We start from the raw sequence: 18,662 nt of genomic DNA on the forward strand, positions 1-18,662 counted from the left end.
AGCTTTAGGATCGCGGCCCATGACCTGCCCCGTCCTGTCCAACCATCAGGCCCGCCGCCTGTTCCTCGACCGGCATCACCTGTTGCGACCTGCCGCCGGCCCGGGCCGGGGGGCGGACCTTGCCGAGTTGCTGGACGAGCTTGGCTTCGTCCAGGTCGACAGTGTCAATACGCTGGCCCGTGCCCATGACCTGATCCTGTGGGCGCGGCGGGGGCAGTATCGCCCTCGCGCGCTGGAACACGCGGTGGGGCGCGATCGCACAGCCTTTGAACACTGGACCCACGACGCGGCCGTTGTGCCGATGGATTTCTACCCGATGTGGCGGCTCAAATTCGAACGCGATGAGGCCGCGATGCGCCGCCGCTGGCCGAAATGGCAGCGCGCGGGCTGGGATGCGGAACTGGATACGGTGTTGGAGCGGGTTGCCGAACACGGCCCGACGTCTTCCTCGGACGTGGGCGAGGGCGAAACGAAGGGATCGACCGGGTGGTGGGACTGGCACCCGTCGAAGACCGCGCTGGAATTCCTCTGGCGGTCGGGTCGTCTGGCGATCTGCCACCGTCGCGGGTTTCGCAAATATTACGACCTGGCAGAGCGGGTGATCCCGGCGCAATACCTGAATGCGCGGCGCGACCATGCCGAGATCATCGACTGGGCCATGTCGGCCGCGCTGGCCCGGCTGGGGTTCGGCACCAGTGGCGAACTGGCCGCCTTCTTCGAGATCGTCACCCGCGACGAGGCGCGCGACTGGTGCGCCCGCGCTGTCGAGGAGGGTCGCCTCTTCGAGATCGACGTCGAATGCGCTGACGGATCAAGCCGGCGCTGTTTCTCGGATGCCGTCCAGATTGAAAGTATTCCCGACCTGCCCGACCCCTCGAACCGTGTGCGAATACTGTCGCCCTTCGACCCGGCCCTGCGGGATCGGGCAAGGGCCGAAAGGCTGTTCGGCTTTCACTACCGGATCGAGATCTTCGTGCCTGCCGCAAAGCGGCGTTACGGCTACTATGTCTTTCCGGTCATGCAGGGGGATCGCCTGATCGGACGGATCGACGCGAAACGCGACGGGGGTGCCCTTCGCGTGGCCGCGTTCTGGCCCGAAAAGGGTGTGGCCATGGGCAAGGGCCGGCTGGCCGCGCTGACCGCCGAACTGGAACGGGTGGCGCGGTTCACGGGCCTGTCGGATATACGGTTCGATCCGGGCTGGCTGCAGGGTTAGTTCAGCAGCCCCGCATGCACCATCGCGTCGCGGATTTGCGCCTTGGTGCTCTCCTCAAGGCTTGCCAGCGGCGAGCGCACCTCGTCCGAGCACAGCCCCAGAAGGGACATGCCGTATTTCGCGCCCACAAGCCCCGGCTCCACGAAAATGGCGATATGCAGCGGCATCAGCCGGTCGGTGATCTTCAGTGCCTTGTCGAAATCGCCGGCCAGGGTCGCCTCCTGCATTTCTGAGCACAGCTTGGGCGCCACGTTGGCCGTCACCGAAATGCAGCCCGTCCCGCCATGGGCATTGAAGCCCAGCGCCGTCGCATCCTCGCCCGACAGCTGGATGAAATCGGTGCCGCAGGTGATCCGTTGCTTGGGCACGCGGGCCAAGTCGCCCGTTGCGTCCTTGACCCCGACGATGTTGGGATGCTTGGCCAGCTCGCCCATCGTTGCCGGGGTCATGTCGACGACCGAGCGGCCGGGAATGTTGTAGATGATGATCGGCAGGCCGCATTCGGCGGCGGCGGTGTAATGCGCGATCAGGCCCTTCTGTGTGGGCTTGTTGTAATATGGCGTGACCACCAGCGCGGCATCGGCGCCGGCCTCTTTGGCGGCCTTCACCAAGCGCACGGTCTCGGCCGTGTTATTGGACCCGGCGCCCGCGATCACAGGGATGCGGCCGGCAGCAGCCTTGACCACCTCGGCGACAACGGTGTCGTGTTCGGCGTGGGTCAGGGTCGGACTTTCGCCCGTGGTGCCCACCGGCACGATCCCGTGGCTGCCCTGGTCGACATGCCAGTCCACCAGTTTCTTCAGCGTCTCAAGATCCAGCTGGCCGTCCTTGAACGGCGTGACGAGGGCGGGAATGGACCCTTTGATCATGACACGCTTCCTTTTCATGTTCGAGGCGCGGGGCGCCCGTGGCTAAATCGCGCGGAACCTAGTGCGGTTTTCCGCCTTTGCCAAGTTTGTGAATTGCGGCCCGGCGCAATGGCGCTAGCCTTGGTCGCAAAGTGGCCAGGATGCCACGGGGCAGAGAGCGAACAATGAAGCAGTTTCTGGCAGCGGTGGGTTTTTTCCTGTCCCTTGCAAGCGGTGGCGCGGCGCAGGACCCGGCCAACGTGCCCGCTGCGGAAGCGGCCTTTGCCGCGGCGGAACAAGGGGATTGGCAAACCGCTTATGCGTTGATGGCTGAAGAGGGTGATCTTGGGCGCGACCTGATCACCTGGATGCGGTTGCGCGCGGGCGATGCGATTTTCGCGGAATACCCCGCGTTCCTTGCGGCTCGTGCTGACTGGCCCGGTCTGGATACCGCACGCGAAGTGGCCGAGGGCCTTTTGGATCCGAGCGTTCCGGATACTGGCGTGATTGCCTTCTTCGATGGGCGCACGCCCGAAACGGGGCAGGGGGCGCTGGCCTATGCGCGGGCGATGATCGCGGATGGGCGTGGCGACGCTGCACAGGAGATGCTCGTCGAGACCTGGCGCAGCCTGGGGCTGGAGGAAGAGGGGTTCGACGCGCTGATCGGCGCCTATCCCGACCTGCTGCTGCCGCATCACGCGGCACGGGCCGATATGTTGCTCTGGCGTTGGCGCACCGAGGATGCCGCGCGGCTTCTGCCGCACCTGGACGAAGGGCACCGGGCCCTGGTGCGCGCCCGGATCGGCTATATCGATGGGGCGGATGACCTGGAAGAGCGGCTCGATCTTGTGCCCGCCCGCCTGCGCGGCGACCCGGGTCTTGCCTATGACCGGTTCAACTGGCTGGCCGGGCGGGGCGATTGGACCGATGCCGTCGCCCTGATGCGGGAGCGATCCGCCAGTGCCGAGGCGCTGGTGCATCCGTGGCGCTGGGGCAGCTGGCGGCGCATCCTCGCCCGCTGGCAAATGCGCGAAGGCAATCCGCGAGTGGCTTACGAGCTGGCCAGCCGTCATTTTCTCGACGATGGCGCATCGCATGCCGACCTTGAGTGGTTGTCGGGCTATCTGGCCCTGACCTACCTTGACGATCCCGCCCTGGCCTTGCGCCATTTCCAGACCTTTGACGCAACTGTATCGACGCCGATCTCGTCGGGTCGCGCAGGCTATTGGCTGGGCCGCGCGCACGAGGCGCTGGGCGATGCGGAAGCGGCCCAAGCGGCTTTTGGCCGCGCGGCGGACCACCAATCGACTTTCTACGGACTGCTTGCCTCCGAAAGGATAGGCCGACCGCTGAACCCGGCGCTGGCTGGGGGCGAGTTGTTCCCGGACTGGCAAGAGGCCGACTTTCTGACGGATGATCGGTTCCGGGCCGCGATGACGTTGCTTTCCGGGCAGGAGAGGGGGCTGGCCGTGCTATTCCTCGCCGACCTGGCGAAGGAGCTGGACCGCACCGCGGTTGGTCAGCTGGGCGGTTTGCTGATGGAGCTGGACGAGCCCTTCTACGCCGTGCTCGTCGCCAAGACGGCCCTGCGCCGGGATATACTTGTGCAGGACGTTCACTTCCCGCTTCACCCGATGGCGCAGATGGACCTGCCCGTGGATATGGCCCTGGCCTTGGCTATCGCCCGGCAGGAAAGCGAGTTCCGCACCGATGCGGGCAGCGCCGTCGGGGCGCTTGGCCTGATGCAGTTGATGCCCGGCACGGCGCAGGACATGGCCGATGCCCTTGACCTGCCCTATTCGCGGGCGCGGCTGGTTCTGGACTGGCCCTATAACGCGACCTTGGGCGCCGCCTACCTGGACTATCTGCGCCGCGAATTCGGTGACAGCCCGACCCTGATCGCGGTGGGTTACAATGCCGGGCCGGGGCGCGTGCGAAGCTGGATCAATGAGCGCGGGGACCCGAGGCGCGGCGGCCTGGACGTGGTCGACTGGATCGAGCACATCCCCTTCCGCGAGACCCGCAACTACGTGATGCGCGTGACCGAGGGAATCCCCGTCTACCGGGCGCGTCTGACAGGGCAAACCGGTCCCGTGGCCTTCCGGGCCCTGTTGCAGGGGACCATGCCGGTGATCCGGCCCCGGCTGCGTCCCGAAAGCCTTGGCGCTGCTGCCGCGGATGGGGCGGTCGATGCCCTGCCGCCGGTGCGGCGGGGCGTGGAAGATCGGAGTGACATCCCCGTGATCCGGCCCCCGGCGCGCCCCGAGTGACGATCAGGTGGCGCGCCGGGTTCGGGTCAAGGTGAAGATGCCTGCCGCGACGACGACCGCGGCCCCGATGGCGACATTGGGTTCCAGGGCCTCGCCGAAGACGGCGATCCCCAGCGCCGAGGCGAAGACCAGTTGCAGATAGGCGAAGGGCTGCACCGCGCTGGCCTCGGACACCTCGTAGGTCTTGATCAGAAGGAAATGCCCCAGCGCCCCGGTGATGCAAAGCGCGCCCATCCATCCCCAATCAGGCCTGGTCATCGGTTCCCAGAACCAGATGCCGGCCAGCGTCAGCGCGGCCATGCCGCTCACCCCGGTCCAGAAAAACGAGGTCGCGGCGCTGTCGCGGCGCGCGGCATAGCGCGTCAAAAGGCCGTAAAGCGCGAACATCGTGGCCGAGATCAGCGGGATGATCGCGGCGGGCTGGAAGACGGTAATCCCGGGTTGCAGGATGATCAGCACGCCGAGAAAACCGATCCCGATCGCCACCCAGCGGCGCCAGCCGACGCCTTCGCCCAGAACCGGGCCGGACAGGGCTGCGATCAGCAGCGGATAGCAGGCAAAGACCGCATGGCTTTCGACAAGCCCGAGATAGACAAAGGCCAGCACCATGACACAGATCTCGGCGGCCAGCAGCAGGCCTCGGAAGATCTGCAGGGCCGGCTGGCTTGTGCGCGCGGCGGCCCGGATCGACCCGGCCTGCCGCCGTGCGATGGCCATGACGAAAAGGCCGAAGAACCAGTAGCGGATCATCACGATCATCAGCACGTTGTATTCGTGCGCCAGGTGCCGGCTGATCCCGTCCTGGATCGCGAGGACGAAGGTCGTGGCGATCATCAACAGGATGCCGAGGCGGGTGTTGGACTGCATCAGCGCAGTCTCGCGCGGGTCATGTGGCGCTTTCGTCCGAAGCCGGGTGTGCGAGTCACTTCGAAGCCAGCGCTTTCCAGTGCGCGCCGGACATGACCTGCCGCGGTATAGGTTGCGGCCGTGCCGTCCGGGGCGGTGTGGCGGGCAACCTCTGCCATCAGGTCTTCGCCCCAGAGTTCGGGATTCTTGGCCGGGGAAAACCCGTCCAGGAACCAGGCATCGGCCTGGTCATCCCATGATGGCAGGGTTTCCCGCGCATCCCCGGCGATAACCCGAAGCTCGAAATCTGGGCCGTTCAGCCTCTCCGGAACCCCATCGGACAGAATCTCCGTGGGCAATTGCGGATGGGCATCAAGGGCTTGCCGCAGATCGCGCGGCGCCATTGGGAAGGCCTCGAAACTTGTGAAGCGCAGCCGGCCCCTGACGCCGGCCTTTCGAAATGCTCGCAATGCGACAAGAAAGTTCAGACCTGTGCCGAAGCCCAGCTCGGCAATGTGAAAGCCGTCCGTGAACCTCGCGGGCAGGTCATTCCCCGCCAGGAAGACATGGCTGGTCTCGGCCACGCCATCCTGGAGCGAGAAATATGGATCGTCGAATCGCGTCGAGACGGGCACCCGCCCCTCGCGCCAGTCGATCTCGGCCCGCTGGTCTGTCATCGCGTTCTGTCCTATGGCTTTGCCCCGGAAGATGCGTCGGAATACGGGGGATTGGCAATGGTGGACGTAACCGTGTTCGGGGCCGGGGCCTTCGGTTTGTCCGTCGCGTGGTGCTGCGTCCGGCGCGGGGCTTCCGTGCGTGTGATCGACCCCGCGGGCGTCGCCGCGGGCTCATCCGGCGGCATCGTCGGCGCGCTGGCCCCGCATGTGCCGGAGCAGTGGAACGAGAAGAAGGCCTTTCAGTTGGAAAGCCTGCTGATGGCCGAGGATTTCTGGGCCGAGGTCGAGGCAGCCGGCGGCCTGTCGCCGGGCTATGCGCGGACCGGGCGCTGGCAGCCGGTGGCGGATGCCGATGCCCTGTCGCGTGCCCATGACCGCGCCGGTGGTGCCGCGCAGCTGTGGCAGGGGCGGGCAAAGTGGGAGGTCATGGAACACCCCGGCGGCGACTGGGCGCCCGAAACCCCGACCGGCTACCTGATCCATGACACGCTGACCGCCCGGCTGCATCCGAGGCGCGCCTGCGAGGCCTTGGCTGCCGCCATCGAGGCCAAGGGCGCCGAGATCGCCTCTAGCGGCGATGCAGAGGGGCGCGTTGTCTGGGCGACGGGTTGGCGCGGGCTGGAGGAGATGACAGCCCGGCACAATCGCCTCGTCGGCACGGGGGTAAAGGGACAGGCGGTGCTGTTGGCGCACGACGCCAGCGCCCTGCCCCAGCTCTTCGTGGACGGGTTGCACATCGTGCCCCATGACGATGGCACCGTTGCGGTCGGATCCACGACCGAACGTGACTTCGACAGCCCCGACGAAACCGACGCGCAATGCGATGACCTGCTTGCGCGGGCTCGTGCCGCCGTCCCGGCTCTGGCCGAGGCGCGCGAAATCCGGCGCTGGGCCGGGGTGCGCCCCCGAAGCCGAACCCGCGCGCCAATGCTGGGTCAGCATCCCTTTCGCGCCGGCGAATTCCTTGCGAACGGGGGCTTCAAGATCGGCTTCGGCATGGCGCCCCTCGCTGGCGAGGTTATGGCCGATCTCGTTCTGGACGGGCGCAATCAAATCCCGCAATCCTTCGACCCAAGGGCGAGCCTTTAGGGGCGCGCAGCCGCGTGCAAGAGCTCCATCAGCTCCGTGAGTGTCTTGGTCGAGCGCTCGTCGACAAGCGCCCCGTCCGCGTCGAAGGCATTGCCGCTATCCGCGATCATGACTTCCGGCCCCGGCAGGACGAGGGCACGGAACGGATTCAGGCATAGCCGCAGCGAATACTGGGATCTTTCACCACCGGCCCGTCCGGCCGCCGCCGACATGATCGCCACCGGCTTGTCGCGCCATGGATTCCCCTTGGTCCGGCTGACCCAGTCCAGCGCGTTCTTCATCACGCCGGAAAGCGCCTTGTTGTATTCCGGGCAAGAGATGATCACCGCCTCGGCTCCGGCGATCTGATCTGACAGGGCGTGAACTTTTTCGGGAATCCCGTTGTCCTCGACGTCGCCATTGTAAAGCGGCAGGTCCAGATCGCCCTCGATGAAGGTTTCAGGGCCATAGATCCGGGCGGCGGCGCGCATCAGCTTGGTATTGGTCGAGGCCTGGCGCAAGGAGCCGGACAGGCCGAGAAGATAGGACATCGCATCACCTTTGGTCTTGATTCACCGCTTACATAGCCGCACGGCTTCGGCTTGCCACCCCGCGCGGTGTGGCACATGGTTGTGCGAAATTGCGAGGGAGCGGGCATGACACGTCACGGCGGCGAAATCCTTGTTGACCAGTTGAAGCGACTGGGGGTGCGGCGCGTGTTTTCCGTGCCGGGCGAGAGCTTTCTCGCGGCACTGGACGGGCTGCACGAGAGCGGCATCACCAACATCGTTTGCCGCCAGGAAGGCGGGGCCGCGATGATGGCCGAGGCCTATGGCAAGATGACCGGCCAGCCGGGCGTCTGCTTCGTGACGCGCGGACCTGGTGCCACCAATGCGAGCGCGGGCATCCATATCGCGCGGCAGGACAGCACGCCGATGGTGATGTTCGTGGGTCAGATCGCGCGCGATCACCGCGACCGCGAGGCCTTTCAGGAAGTCGATTACCGCGCCATGTTCGGCGGCTTGGCCAAATGGGTCGCCGAGGTCGATCAGACCGAGCGGCTGCCGGAATACATCGCCCGGGCCTTTTCCGTCGCGGTCAAAGGGCGGCCGGGCCCGGTGGTGCTGGCCCTGCCCGAGGACATGTTGTCGGCGCGCGTCGAACCGCCCGCGATCCGCGCGCCCCTGAAGGAACTGGCGCCAGCTCATAGCCGCACCGCCGAGGATGCGCTGGACTGGCTGAGCCGGGCCGAGCGCCCCCTTGTGGTCGTGGGTGGGCCGCACTGGTCACGCGACGCGGCCTTGGACCTCTCCGGCTTTGCCGAGACCCAGGGCGTGCCCGTGGCGCTGGGCTTTCGGCGGCAGGACTACCTCGATAACCGCCACCCCAGCTATGTCGGCGACCTGAATGTCGGCATGAACCCGGCCTTGGCGGATCGGGTCCGGGCGGCTGATGCGCTGCTGGTTATCGGCTCGCGTCTGGGCGATATCGAAACGCAAGGCTACACCCTGATCGACCCGACCGACCCCCACTGTCGCATTTGCCACGTCCATGCCGACGCGGGCGAGCCGGGCCGGGTCTATCAGCCCGAGCTGGCGATCACCGCCGATGCGATCAGTTTCGTCCGCGCCCTGTCGCGCCTGCCCGGCTGCGGCCGGGATTGGTCGGACTGGACCCGTGCCGCGCGCTCGGATTACGAGGCCTGGGTGACCCCGCAGGAAACCCCCGGCGATGTAAAACTGGAAGATGTCGTACTTTGGCTGTCGGACCACCTGCCCGAAGATGCGATCCTGACCAACGGTGCCGGCAATTACGCGGCCTGGCTGCATCGCTATTTCTGTTTCAAGCAGCACGGCACGCAGCTGGCGCCGACCAGTGGCTCCATGGGATACGGATTTCCGGCGGCGGTCTCGGCTTCAATCGAATACCCCGACCGGGGCGTGATCTGTTTCGCAGGCGACGGATGCTTCCAGATGACCCTGAACGAGATGTCGACGGCCATGCAGCACGGTGCCAAGCCGGTCGTCATCGTGGTAAATAATGGCCGTTATGGCACGATCCGAATGCATCAGGAAAAGCACTATCCGGGGAGGGTCTCGGGCACGGCGCTGGCCAATCCCGATTTCGCCGCCCTTGCGCGCGCCTATGGCGGACATGGCGAGGTCGTTGCGGCCACGGCCGATTTTCCGGCGGCTTTCGAAAGGGCCCGGGCGTCCGGCAGGCTCTCGGTGATCGAGCTGCAGGTGGACCCGGACGCGCTGTCGACCACCATGCGCCTGTCGGACCTGGCAGGCTGATCCCGCCAGGCCGGTTTGCTTAGCCGGACAACTGGTGCCGCAATTTGCTGCCGATCTCTTCGATCTGGTCTTTCGTAATGGTCAAGGGCGGCGACAGGCACAGGCTGTCCCCCACGGGCCGCGCGATCAGGCCCTTTTCCCACAGGCCTTCATAGGCGGCACGCCCGGCATCGCCCACCGCGCCTTTCGTTTCCAGCTGGACCGCGCCGACGATGCCGTAATTGCGGATATCGACCACACCCGGCAGGTTCTTGAGCGAATGCAGCATGTCCTCCCACGGGGCGGCCATGGCGGCGGCGTTTTCGAAGAAGCCTTCGTCACGGTAGACATCCAGTGTGGCGATACAGGCGGCCGAGGCCAGCGGATGGCCGGAATAGGTATAGCCGTGGAACAGGTCGGGCATCTTGGCGGGGCCGGAAAGGAAGGCCTCGCGAACCTCTTTCGTGACAAGCACACCGCCCATCGGGACGGTCGCGTTGGTCATGCCCTTGGCGCAAGTGATCAGGTCGGGCTTCACCCCGAAGCTCTGATAGGCGAAGGCGTTGCCGGTGCGCCCGAAGCCCGTGATGACCTCGTCGAAGATCAGCAGGATGCCATGGTTGTCGCAGATCTCGCGCAGGCGCTCCAGATAGCCCTTGGGCGGCGGATAGACCCCGCCCGCACCGCTGACCGGTTCCACGATCACCGCAGCGATCGTATGGCCGCCATGCAGGTCGCAGAGGCGTTGCAGGTCATCGGCCAGATCTGCGCCCTTTTCGGGCATGCCGCGCGAAAAGGCGTTTTCTGGCAGGGAGGTGTGCCGCAGATGCGCCGTGGCGGGATAGAGCGTGCCGAACTGCCCCTTGTTCAGGCCCAGACCGCCCACGGACAGCCCGCCGAAATTGATTCCGTGATAGGCCTTTTCGCGGCCGACCAGCATGCGCCTCTGCCCTTCGCCGCGATGGTGGTGATAGGCCAATGCGATCTTGAGCGCGGTATCGACGGATTCGGACCCGGAATTGGTGAAAAAGACGTGGTCGAAACCCGGGGCCAGCCCGGTGACACGCGCGGCGGCTTCGAACGCGACGGGATGGCCCTGGTTGAAATTGTGGGCAAAATCCAGATCGGCGGCTTGGCGCTGGATCGCTTCGGTGATCCGCGGATGGGCATGGCCCGCATTGCAGCACCACAACCCGCCGGTGCCGTCGAACAGCGTCTTGCCGTCCACGGACGTGTAATAACAGCCTTCGGCCTTGTGGATCAGGCGCGGGTTGTCCTTGAACCAGCGGCTGGCCGTGAAGGGCATCCAGAAACTGTCGAGATCGTTGGGAACGCGGACCGTGTCGGGCATGGGGCACCTCTTGTTGTTTGCGCGGACGGTGGCACGGGCGGCGGGCGCTGGCAATACAGCAAAACGGGCGCACCGGCGGCGCGCCCGTTCATTTGGTTTGATGACGGCTGGTTTATTCGGCCGGCACCGCGTGACCCGCAACGGGGCGACGGAAGTGCCGCCGGTTCAGGTGGAAGACCAGGGCGATCATCGCGACCTGGAAGGCGATGGCGACGCCGCTGAAGGCCAAGTAGGCAACACCGAACTTGGCGATCAGGCCGGCACCGACAAGGCCCTTGTTGATCCAGAAGTGGGTTATCACGGACAGGGCGACACCGGGGCAGACCAGCGCATAGGAGCCGGGCGAATTGCCGTCGCCACGCAGGAAGGCATCGGCGTATTTCTGACGGCGCAGCACCAGCAGGCCAAGGGCCAGGAACACGCCCTGCACGGCCAGGATAGAGGTGGTCAGCAACAAGTTGTCTGCCGTGCCGCCATGGGTCTCGAACGTGGTGTGAAGCCCATGGTTCTGGCGCAGCATCATGATGCCCAGCACGGTCAGGATCGGCACGACGACCATCAAGGTCGGGGCGCTTTCCTTTGCGGTGCCATGGTGCAGCATCGAATTGAAGGCGACGATGGCGGCGACCACGGCATAGAGCGCGGCGATGGTGCCCACGGTGATCGACATGACGAGCGAGATACCGACCGTCAGCGGCACGGTGCTCATGGCGGCGGGGGCGGCCATGCCCACGGCGACCATGGACAGCGCGAAGGCGGGCAGAAGCTGCGCGAAGGAATTGTTGGCGGTCACGTCAAAGACCCCACCCTCGGACAGCACGCGGCCCAGGAAGGCGCCGATGCGGCGGAAGGCGATCCACCCGATAAGGGCAAAGGCGATCAGTGCCAGCGGGAACATGTATTCCACGACGGTCCAGAGTCCGGGCACGAAGACGAGACCGAGGATGAACATGGCGTTCACCGTCATCGCCAGCGCCAGAGGCATGGCCAGCAGGGTGGTTTCGGCGTTGGAATTGACCAATTTCTCGAATTTCTCCGTCTTGGAGAAGGTCGAGAGCTGGCGCAGGTTCCAGATCAGCAGCCTGATATTCAGGATGGCAAATCCCGCGATTCCGGTTACGGCGACCAGGATCGCCGCCTGAAGCGGCAGGCTGCCGGATTGGAAGGCGGCCAGAATGTCCTCGAAGATCGGCACGGGTTGGTCAGGATGCGGCACCCAGAACATCAGATACATGAAGAAGGTGACGGCAAGGCCGCCGGCCCCGAGCGAGGCCAGGAAGTAGAGCGGCGAATAGGTGTCCGCGGGGCGTTGGGATGTGTCGGGCATGGTTGCCTCCTGCATACATTTCAAAAACTTTATGTTTTGAAAATGGAGTGCGCGGCAAAATATGTCAATAATCAAATGTTTTCCCTGGAGGTCAAAATCGTCGCACCCCAGGCCGCAATATCTTGTGGATAAGCGCGGAAACTCGCCCATATCGGGTGCTGCCCGCGTTGACAGGGGTGGAAAACGCACCGCACGATACTACTCGGACAGGAATCAAGAACGAGCAGCCCGCCCATGCGGTTCACCCGCCTCAGACTCAATGGCTTCAAAAGCTTCGTCGATCCCACCGACCTGGTGATCGCCGACGGTCTGACCGGTGTCGTGGGACCGAACGGTTGTGGCAAGTCGAACCTGCTGGAGGCCCTGCGCTGGGTCATGGGCGAAAACCGCCCCACCGCCATGCGTGGCGGCGGGATGGAAGACGTGATCTTCGCCGGTGCCGCCACGCGGCCTGCCCGCAACTTCGCCGAGGTCTCGCTGCACCTCGACAATTCCGAACGCCTTGCCCCTGCCTCGTTCAACGATAGCGACAATCTGGAGATCATCCGCCGCATCACCCGCGACGTGGGCAGCGCCTACAAGGTCAGTGGTAAGGACGTTCGCGCCCGCGATGTGCAGATGCTTTTCGCGGATGCTTCCACCGGGGCTCATTCACCGGCATTGGTTCGGCAGGGCCAGATCAGCGAATTGATCAACGCCAAGCCCAAGGCGCGGCGGCGTATTCTGGAAGAGGCGGCCGGGATTTCGGGCCTTTACCAGCGCCGGCACGAGGCCGAATTGAAGCTCAAGGGCTCGGAAACCAATCTTGCCCGCGTCGATGACGTGATCGAGCAATTGGCCAACCAGTTGCAGCAGCTTGCCCGGCAGGCGCGCCAGGCGGCCCGCTACCGGACGATCGGCGAAGAACTGCGTCAGGCCGAGGGGCTGTTGCTCTATCGCCGCTGGAAAGAGGCGGATGAGGCGCGCGCTGCGGCGGCTGCCGCGCTGACCGAGCGGACGACAGAGGCCGGCCGCGCCGAGACCGCCGCCCGCGAAGCCGCGAAGCGGCGCGCCGGAGCCGAGGAAGGCCTGCCCCCGCTGCGCGAGGAAGAGGCCATCGCCGCCGCCGTGCTGCAGCGCCTGCAGGTTCAACGCGATACGCTGAATGATCAGGAAGCCCGCGCCCAGCAAACCATCGAGACCCTGACCGCGCGGATCGAACAGCTGACCCGTGACATGGATCGTGAGGCAGGGCTGAACAAGGATGCGGGCGAGACCATCGAACGGCTGGAATGGGAAGCGCGCGAGCTGGCCAAGGCGGGGGAGGGCCATGCGGCCAGGCTTGAGGCCGCCCAGGCCGAGGCGCATGACGCCGCGCAGGTCCTGCAGGACCGTGAAACCGACCTGAGCCAGCTTACAGAGGACGTGGCCCGCCTGGCCGCGCGCCACCAATCCGCGCAACGTCTGATCGAGGACAATCGCAAGACCCTCGAAAAGGCCGAGGCCGACGCCGCCCGCGCCAAGGCTGCACGGGGCGAGGCGCAAGCCGCCCTTGAAAAGGCCGCGACGGATTACGCCACAGCGCAAGAAGCTGAAACCACCGCCCGTGCGACTGCCGAAAAGGCCGAACAGGTCCTGTCCGAGGCCGAGACTGCCCGTAGCGAAACCCAGAACCGCGAAGCCGATGCGCGCGCCCAGAGATCGGAAGCCGAGGGAGAGGCAAACGCCCTGCGCGCCGAGGTGGGGGCGCTGGCCAAGATGGTCGATCGCGACGCCGAGGAAGGCGCGCAGATCCTCGATCAGCTGCGCGTCGAGGGCGGTTACGAAAAGGCACTGGGCGCTGCCTTGGCCGATGATCTGCGCGCCCCGGCGGTCGAAGACGAAGACAGCTCCGGCTGGGTCGCCCTGCCGGGATACGCCCAGCCCCAATCCCTGCCCGAGGGGGTCATGGCGCTGACCAATTTTGTCTCGGTGCCGCCTGTCCTGGTGCGCCGCATGGGGCAGGTGGGACTGGTCGAGGCCGCCGATGGGCCGCGCCTGCAAAAGGACCTTTTGCCGGGCCAGCGGCTGGTCAGCATCGAGGGCGATCTCTGGCGCTGGGACGGATTCCGGTCGGCCGCAGAGGATGCCCCTTCGGCGGCGGCGCTGCGGCTGCAACAGCTCAACCGGCTGGTCGAACTCAAGCGCGACCTCGAAGAGGCCAATGCCAAGGCCCAGGGCGCGCGCATGGCCCATGAAAGCCTGACCGCGCGCATGGCCGAATTGACCGAGGCCGAGCGCAGTGCCCGCGAAGCCCGTCGCGCGGCGGATGCCCGCGTTGCCGAGGCCGCCCGCGCCCTGAGCCGTGCCGAGGCAGATCGCAACCTGGCCGAGGGCAAGCTGGAAAGCTCCGGCCTCGCGGTGACCCGCAACGAGGAAGAGGCATTGTCCGCCCGCAAGGCACTGGCCGAGGCCGAGGCGGGGCTGAAGGGCCTTGGCGACCTGGATGCGGCACGCGCTTCGGTCGAGGATGTGAAAGTGACCGTGGAAGCGGCGCGCATGACCATGATGGCCAAGCGGTCGGCCCATGACGAATTGCGCCGCGAAGGCGAGGCGCGGCTCAAGCGCAGCCAGGAAGTGACCAAGGAAATCTCGGGCTGGAAACATCGCCTGGAGACCGCGTCGAAGCGGTCGGCGGAATTGCAGGAGCGACGCCAGGCCAGTGAAGACGAGTTGAAGGAAGCGCAATCGGCCCCGGCCGAGATTGCCGCCAAACGCGACGAACTGGCCGACGCCATCGACGAGGCCGAAGCGCGACGCAAGCAGTCCGCCGATGCGCTGGCCGAGGCGGAAACCGCCCTCCGCGAGGCCAGCCTGACCGAACGCGAGGCCGAACGCGCCGCCGGCGAAGCGCGCGAGGCGCGGGCCCGTGCCGAGGCCCGGGCCGAGGCGGCCCGCGAGACCGTGGATTATGCCGCCGAGCGCATCATGGAGGCGCAGGAGGTCACGCCGGACAAGTTGCTCGAGCGGCTGGAAACCGACCCGGAGAAGATGCCGGATTCCGAAAAGATCGAGAACGACGTCAACCGGCTGCGTCGTCAGCGCGATGCGCTGGGCGCGGTGAATCTGCGGGCCGAGGAAGACGCCAGGGAAGTGCAGGAAGAGCATGACTCGCTGGTCAAGGAGAAGACTGACCTGGAGGACGCGATCCGTGCCTTGCGCTCGGGTATTGCCAGCCTGAACAGGGAGGGTCGTGAACGGCTGTTGACCGCCTTCGAACAGGTGAACGAGAACTTCGGCGTGCTGTTCAAGCACCTCTTCGGTGGCGGCGAGGCCAAGCTGGTCATGGTCGAGAGCGACGATCCGCTGGATGCGGGGCTGGAAATCATGTGCCAGCCGCCGGGCAAGAAGCTGTCGACGCTGAGCCTGTTGTCGGGGGGCGAACAGACGCTGACCGCGCTGGCGCTCATCTTCGCCGTTTTCCTTGCGAACCCCGCCCCGATCTGTGTGCTGGACGAGGTCGACGCGCCACTGGACGATGCCAATGTGGGCCGGTTCTGCGACCTGCTGGACGAGATGTGCCGCCGCACTGACACCCGGTTCCTGATCATCACGCACCACGCTGTGACGATGAGCCGGATGGACCGCCTGTTCGGTGTCACCATGCAGGAGCAGGGGGTCAGCCAGCTGGTCTCGGTGGACCTGAAAGCCGCCGAGAAGATGGTGGCCTGACGCGTGAGGCCCGCGGGACGACGCTTTTCGCCGGGCTGTGCCCGGCAAATGCGCCCCGCCCGCCGTCCCGTAGATTGGGGGCGCTGCCCCCTTGCCCCCCGCGGTATTTGTGACCCAAAGAAGCTAGAGCGCGTCGAGCAGAGTGCGCGTAGGCCAGGCATCGGCGGGCAGGCCGAGCCGCAGCTGTTCCTTCTGCACGGCGTCCCGGGTCATGGCCCCGAGGATGCCGTCGATACCGCCCACGTCATATCCGCGCGCCGCCAGTTTCTCTTGCAGCGCGATGATCTGTTCACCGGTCAGGCCCGGTTCGGGGTTTCCCGGGTCGAAGCGCGGAGCCCCTTCGAGAACGGTTGCGAAATAGGCTGCGGTCAGGACGTAGACGAAGCTCTTGTTCCATTCGAAGAAGACATTGAAATTCGGATAGGCGAGGAAGGCAGGACCGTGGCGCCCCATGGGCAGCAGAACGGCGCCATCAAGCCGCGTGTTCAGCGCCCCGGTTCGGGCGGTCACCCCCTTTGATGCCCAGTCCGTGACAGGGCGGGGCTGATCGAGGCCCGTCAGCGACCAGTCGAGATCATCCGGAACCCGAACTTCCTGTAGCCACGGTTCATTGGGCCGCCAGCCCAGTTCGGACAGCATCGCCGCCCCCGACATCAGGGCGTCGGCCGAGGAGGTCTTGAGGTTCACACGTCCGTCGCCATCGCCATCTGTGCCGTTGGTCAGGATGTCCTCGGGCAACATCTGGACCTGGCCGATCTCGCCGGCCCAGGCGCCCGTGGTCGAAGCCGGATCAATGGCGCCCGTTTCGAAAAGCTCCAGCGCGGCAAAGACCTGCGGTCGGAACAGGTCGGGGCGGCGGCAATCATGGGCGAGCGTGATCAGCGCGTTCACCGTGTTGTAGTCCCCCTGAACCTGGCCGAAATCCGTCTCGAAGGCCCAGAACGCGAGCAGCACCCCGCGGCTGACACCGAAATCCGCCTCGATCCGATCGAAAAGCGTATCCAGCTGGTTGGCGTAATACTGTCCGTTGTCCACCCGGTACTGCGCGATCAAACGGCCGGAAAAGTCGATGAAGTCGCGTTGGAAAACGCCTTGGCGACGGTCGGCGGCGATCACGTCAGGGTCTTGCCGGACGGTGCCGAAGAACCGGCTCACCGTGTCCTGGTCATGGCCTCGGGCCACCGCTTCGGCCTTCAGTTGGTCGACGAAGCCGGCAAAGCTGCCGCCGCAGGGTTGTGCCAGTGCCGGGGCAGCGAGGAGCGATAGGGCAAGGGTGAGGGCGCGCATTTCAGGATCCTGTTTCGAACAGGCGAAACCGTAGCAAGTTGTCGCATTTGGGCAAGGGCGGGCATCGATTGCGTGACAGGACGGCGAAGATTGGCAAAGCTGAGGCAAACCAAGCGGGAGAGGACGCAATGGCGATACCAAATGGATATTCACGGCGCCAGATCGCGCTTCACTGGATTGTTTTCGTGCTCGTTGTCCTGCAATTCGTGCTTCATGAGGGCATTTCAGACGCCTGGGACGTGGTCGAAGATGGCGGCTCGGTTGCCTTCAGCCCTGTCGTGGCAGGCCATGTCATCGGCGGACTCCTTGTCCTGCTTCTTGTGATCTGGCGTTTGCAGATCCGGGCGACCCGGGGCGCACCACCGCCGCCGAAAGAGGAGAACCCCGCCCTGAAACACGTGGCCAAGGCGGTTCATGCTGGGCTTTACCTGCTCCTGATCCTGATGCCGCTCAGTGGCGCGGTCGCCTGGTTCGGCGGGGTCGAGCCAGCTGCCGAGGCGCATGAGGTCATGCGACTCGGGATTTTGGCTCTTGTGGGGCTGCACATCGCGGGGGCGCTCTATCACCAGTTCATCTTGCGCAACAACCTGATGAACCGGATGCGTCAGGCCGCGGACTGAAGCCATTCGCGCCCATGTGGGGCGTCGTAATCGAGAACCGGGTTCACTGGAATGATCCGGTTGGGATTAATCGTGTCGTGGCTGTAATGGTAATGCTCCACGATATGCCCCATGTGAACGGTGTCCGCGATAGGGCCGTCAGGGGCCTGCCACTGGTATAGCTCGCGGGTGAATCCCCAGAGGTTGGGATAATCGACCAGCCGCTTGCGGTTGCACTTGAAGTGCAGGTGATAGACCGGGTCGAAGCGGATCAGCGTCGTCCAGAGCCGCCAATCGGCCTCGGTGATGCGGTCGCCCATCAGGTAGCGGTTGGTCGAGAGGTGATCTTCCAGCCAGTCGAGGCTGTCGAACAACGGATGCACCGCCGCGTCATAGGCGTCTTGCGTGGTGGCGAAGCCGGACTTGTAGACACCGTTGTTGACCGTATCGTAGATGCGGTCGTTGATTGGCTCCATCGCTGCGCGCAAATCTTCCGGCCAGTAATCATCGGTGTTGCCGGTCAGCTCGTCAAAGGCAGAATTGAACATCCGGATGATCTCGGAGCTTTCGTTCGACACGATGGTTTCCCGGCTCTTGTCCCACAGGATCGGCACGGTGACCCGGCCGGAAATCTGCGGATCGGCCTTGAGGTAAATGTCGCGGGCAAAGGGCAGACCGTATAGCCGATCGCCCGTCGCCCCGTCGAAGTCGGAGTCGAAGGTCCACCCGTCGGACAGCATATGCGGATGCACGACTGACACGTCGATATGATCCTTGAGGCTTTTGAGAAGTCGGAACACAAGGGCGCGGTGAGCCCAGGGGCAGGCATAGGATACATAGAGATGATAGCGCCCGCTTTCGGCCGGGAAGCCCCCTTCGCCGGATGGGCCGGGCTGACCATCGGCCGTGATCCAGTTGCGGAACTTTGCGGTGCTGCGCTTGAACTTTCCGCCGGTCGACTTGGTGTCATACCAGCTGTCGTCCCATTTTCCGTCGATCAATTGGCCCATAGCCGCCTCCATCTTGATAGCGGGCCTTAGGTAAAGTCTGAATCCATGCGCGCAAATGGCGACAAATGCGCAGGTATTGCCGCACCAGCGCACAGGATGGCCTATCGAGAGCCACTCGGGGCCGCCGTGGCCGGGCGGCAACATCGCCGCACCCGCCTTCCCGTCCGATCCCCCCGGGCGGAAGGGTCAGCTTGACG

Annotated in this window: 14 protein-coding genes; 6 read left to right on the forward strand and 8 right to left on the reverse strand. The window is 65.3% G+C overall.

Annotated elements, in window-relative coordinates; all coding sequences use genetic code 11:
• Positions 1 to 19 precede the first annotated feature (19 nt).
• On the forward strand, positions 20 to 1,216 hold the full coding sequence (locus tag DFK10_RS00745; protein ID WP_109385573.1) for a winged helix-turn-helix domain-containing protein: 1,197 nt from the start codon (positions 20 to 22) through the stop codon (positions 1,214 to 1,216).
• Here the strand turns inward: DFK10_RS00745 and dapA are convergent.
• Positions 1,213 to 2,085 carry a 4-hydroxy-tetrahydrodipicolinate synthase gene (gene dapA, locus DFK10_RS00750; RefSeq protein WP_109385575.1) on the reverse strand — a complete coding sequence of 291 codons (873 nt, stop codon included), beginning with the start codon at positions 2,083 to 2,085 and terminating at the stop codon, positions 1,213 to 1,215. The two genes, DFK10_RS00745 and dapA, sit on opposite strands and share 4 nt — an antisense overlap.
• Before the next feature lie 164 nt (positions 2,086 to 2,249).
• Here dapA and DFK10_RS00755 point away from each other — a divergent pair, with 164 nt between their 5' ends.
• Positions 2,250 to 4,334: a lytic transglycosylase domain-containing protein gene (locus tag DFK10_RS00755; protein WP_109385577.1), complete on the forward strand. Its 2,085-nt coding sequence runs from the start codon at positions 2,250 to 2,252 to the stop codon at positions 4,332 to 4,334.
• Between the two features lie 3 nt (positions 4,335 to 4,337).
• On the opposite strand, the gene DFK10_RS00760 is transcribed toward DFK10_RS00755, so the two are convergent.
• Together DFK10_RS00760 and mnmD are read right to left on the reverse strand one after the other, a co-directional pair.
• Positions 4,338 to 5,201, reverse strand: coding sequence for a DMT family transporter (locus tag DFK10_RS00760; protein WP_109385579.1), 864 nt, complete (start codon positions 5,199 to 5,201; stop codon positions 4,338 to 4,340).
• Positions 5,201 to 5,857: a tRNA (5-methylaminomethyl-2-thiouridine)(34)-methyltransferase MnmD gene (gene mnmD / locus DFK10_RS00765; protein WP_109385582.1), complete on the reverse strand. Its 657-nt coding sequence runs from the start codon at positions 5,855 to 5,857 to the stop codon at positions 5,201 to 5,203. The genes DFK10_RS00760 and mnmD overlap by 1 nt, the downstream gene beginning before the upstream one ends.
• A 57-nt stretch (positions 5,858 to 5,914) precedes the next feature.
• On the opposite strand from mnmD, the gene DFK10_RS00770 reads away from it, so the two are divergent.
• Positions 5,915 to 6,946, forward strand: coding sequence for an NAD(P)/FAD-dependent oxidoreductase (locus DFK10_RS00770; RefSeq protein ID WP_109385584.1), 1,032 nt, complete (start codon positions 5,915 to 5,917; stop codon positions 6,944 to 6,946).
• Here DFK10_RS00770 and DFK10_RS00775 read toward each other — a convergent pair.
• Positions 6,943 to 7,476 (reverse strand): NADPH-dependent FMN reductase, encoded by a 534-nt coding sequence (locus DFK10_RS00775; protein ID WP_109385586.1) that lies wholly within the window; start codon positions 7,474 to 7,476, stop codon positions 6,943 to 6,945. The two genes, DFK10_RS00770 and DFK10_RS00775, sit on opposite strands and share 4 nt — an antisense overlap.
• A 105-nt stretch (positions 7,477 to 7,581) precedes the next feature.
• On the opposite strand from DFK10_RS00775, the gene DFK10_RS00780 reads away from it, so the two are divergent.
• The gene (locus tag DFK10_RS00780) at positions 7,582 to 9,222 is read left to right on the forward strand and encodes a thiamine pyrophosphate-binding protein (RefSeq protein ID WP_109385588.1); all 1,641 of its coding nucleotides are present in this window, start codon (positions 7,582 to 7,584) and stop codon (positions 9,220 to 9,222) included.
• 19 nt (positions 9,223 to 9,241) lie between these two features.
• Here the strand turns inward: DFK10_RS00780 and DFK10_RS00785 are convergent, their stop codons facing one another.
• Together DFK10_RS00785 and DFK10_RS00790 are read right to left on the reverse strand one after the other, a co-directional pair.
• Positions 9,242 to 10,552: an aminotransferase class III-fold pyridoxal phosphate-dependent enzyme gene (locus tag DFK10_RS00785; RefSeq protein WP_109385590.1), complete on the reverse strand. Its 1,311-nt coding sequence runs from the start codon at positions 10,550 to 10,552 to the stop codon at positions 9,242 to 9,244.
• Positions 10,553 to 10,664: 112 nt separating this feature from the next.
• The gene (locus tag DFK10_RS00790) at positions 10,665 to 11,879 is read right to left on the reverse strand and encodes a TsoY family (seleno)protein (protein ID WP_109385592.1); all 1,215 of its coding nucleotides are present in this window, start codon (positions 11,877 to 11,879) and stop codon (positions 10,665 to 10,667) included.
• Positions 11,880 to 12,113: 234 nt separating this feature from the next.
• Here DFK10_RS00790 and smc point away from each other — a divergent pair, with 234 nt between their 5' ends.
• Positions 12,114 to 15,569: a chromosome segregation protein SMC gene (gene smc, locus DFK10_RS00795; RefSeq protein WP_109385594.1), complete on the forward strand. Its 3,456-nt coding sequence runs from the start codon at positions 12,114 to 12,116 to the stop codon at positions 15,567 to 15,569.
• Between the two features lie 123 nt (positions 15,570 to 15,692).
• On the opposite strand, the gene DFK10_RS00800 is transcribed toward smc, so the two are convergent.
• Entirely contained in the window at positions 15,693 to 16,856 is a 1,164-nt protein-coding gene (locus DFK10_RS00800) for a lytic murein transglycosylase (RefSeq protein ID WP_109385596.1), read from the reverse strand.
• A gap of 128 nt (positions 16,857 to 16,984) precedes the next feature.
• Here DFK10_RS00800 and DFK10_RS00805 point away from each other — a divergent pair, with 128 nt between their 5' ends.
• Positions 16,985 to 17,476: a cytochrome b gene (locus DFK10_RS00805; RefSeq protein WP_109385598.1), complete on the forward strand. Its 492-nt coding sequence runs from the start codon at positions 16,985 to 16,987 to the stop codon at positions 17,474 to 17,476.
• Here the strand turns inward: DFK10_RS00805 and DFK10_RS00810 are convergent.
• Positions 17,461 to 18,465, reverse strand: coding sequence for a glutathione S-transferase family protein (locus DFK10_RS00810; protein WP_109385600.1), 1,005 nt, complete (start codon positions 18,463 to 18,465; stop codon positions 17,461 to 17,463). The two genes, DFK10_RS00805 and DFK10_RS00810, sit on opposite strands and share 16 nt — an antisense overlap.
• Between the last annotated feature and the right edge of the window lie 197 nt (positions 18,466 to 18,662).

The sequence above is a fragment of the Salibaculum griseiflavum genome, assembly GCF_003129565.1.
GTDB classification, from domain to species: domain Bacteria; phylum Pseudomonadota; class Alphaproteobacteria; order Rhodobacterales; family Rhodobacteraceae; genus Salibaculum; species Salibaculum griseiflavum.

Coding starts and splice junctions, on each gene's coding strand:
- DFK10_RS00745 (WP_109385573.1), top strand. CDS start 20: ATGACCTGCCCCGTCCTGTCCAACCATCAGGCCCGCCGCCTGTTCCTC.
- dapA (WP_109385575.1), bottom strand. CDS start 2,085: ATGATCAAAGGGTCCATTCCCGCCCTCGTCACGCCGTTCAAGGACGGC.
- DFK10_RS00755 (WP_109385577.1), top strand. CDS start 2,250: ATGAAGCAGTTTCTGGCAGCGGTGGGTTTTTTCCTGTCCCTTGCAAGC.
- DFK10_RS00760 (WP_109385579.1), bottom strand. CDS start 5,201: ATGCAGTCCAACACCCGCCTCGGCATCCTGTTGATGATCGCCACGACC.
- mnmD (WP_109385582.1), bottom strand. CDS start 5,857: ATGACAGACCAGCGGGCCGAGATCGACTGGCGCGAGGGGCGGGTGCCC.
- DFK10_RS00770 (WP_109385584.1), top strand. CDS start 5,915: ATGGTGGACGTAACCGTGTTCGGGGCCGGGGCCTTCGGTTTGTCCGTC.
- DFK10_RS00775 (WP_109385586.1), bottom strand. CDS start 7,476: ATGTCCTATCTTCTCGGCCTGTCCGGCTCCTTGCGCCAGGCCTCGACC.
- DFK10_RS00780 (WP_109385588.1), top strand. CDS start 7,582: ATGACACGTCACGGCGGCGAAATCCTTGTTGACCAGTTGAAGCGACTG.
- DFK10_RS00785 (WP_109385590.1), bottom strand. CDS start 10,552: ATGCCCGACACGGTCCGCGTTCCCAACGATCTCGACAGTTTCTGGATG.
- DFK10_RS00790 (WP_109385592.1), bottom strand. CDS start 11,879: ATGCCCGACACATCCCAACGCCCCGCGGACACCTATTCGCCGCTCTAC.
- smc (WP_109385594.1), top strand. CDS start 12,114: ATGCGGTTCACCCGCCTCAGACTCAATGGCTTCAAAAGCTTCGTCGAT.
- DFK10_RS00800 (WP_109385596.1), bottom strand. CDS start 16,856: ATGCGCGCCCTCACCCTTGCCCTATCGCTCCTCGCTGCCCCGGCACTG.
- DFK10_RS00805 (WP_109385598.1), top strand. CDS start 16,985: ATGGCGATACCAAATGGATATTCACGGCGCCAGATCGCGCTTCACTGG.
- DFK10_RS00810 (WP_109385600.1), bottom strand. CDS start 18,465: ATGGGCCAATTGATCGACGGAAAATGGGACGACAGCTGGTATGACACC.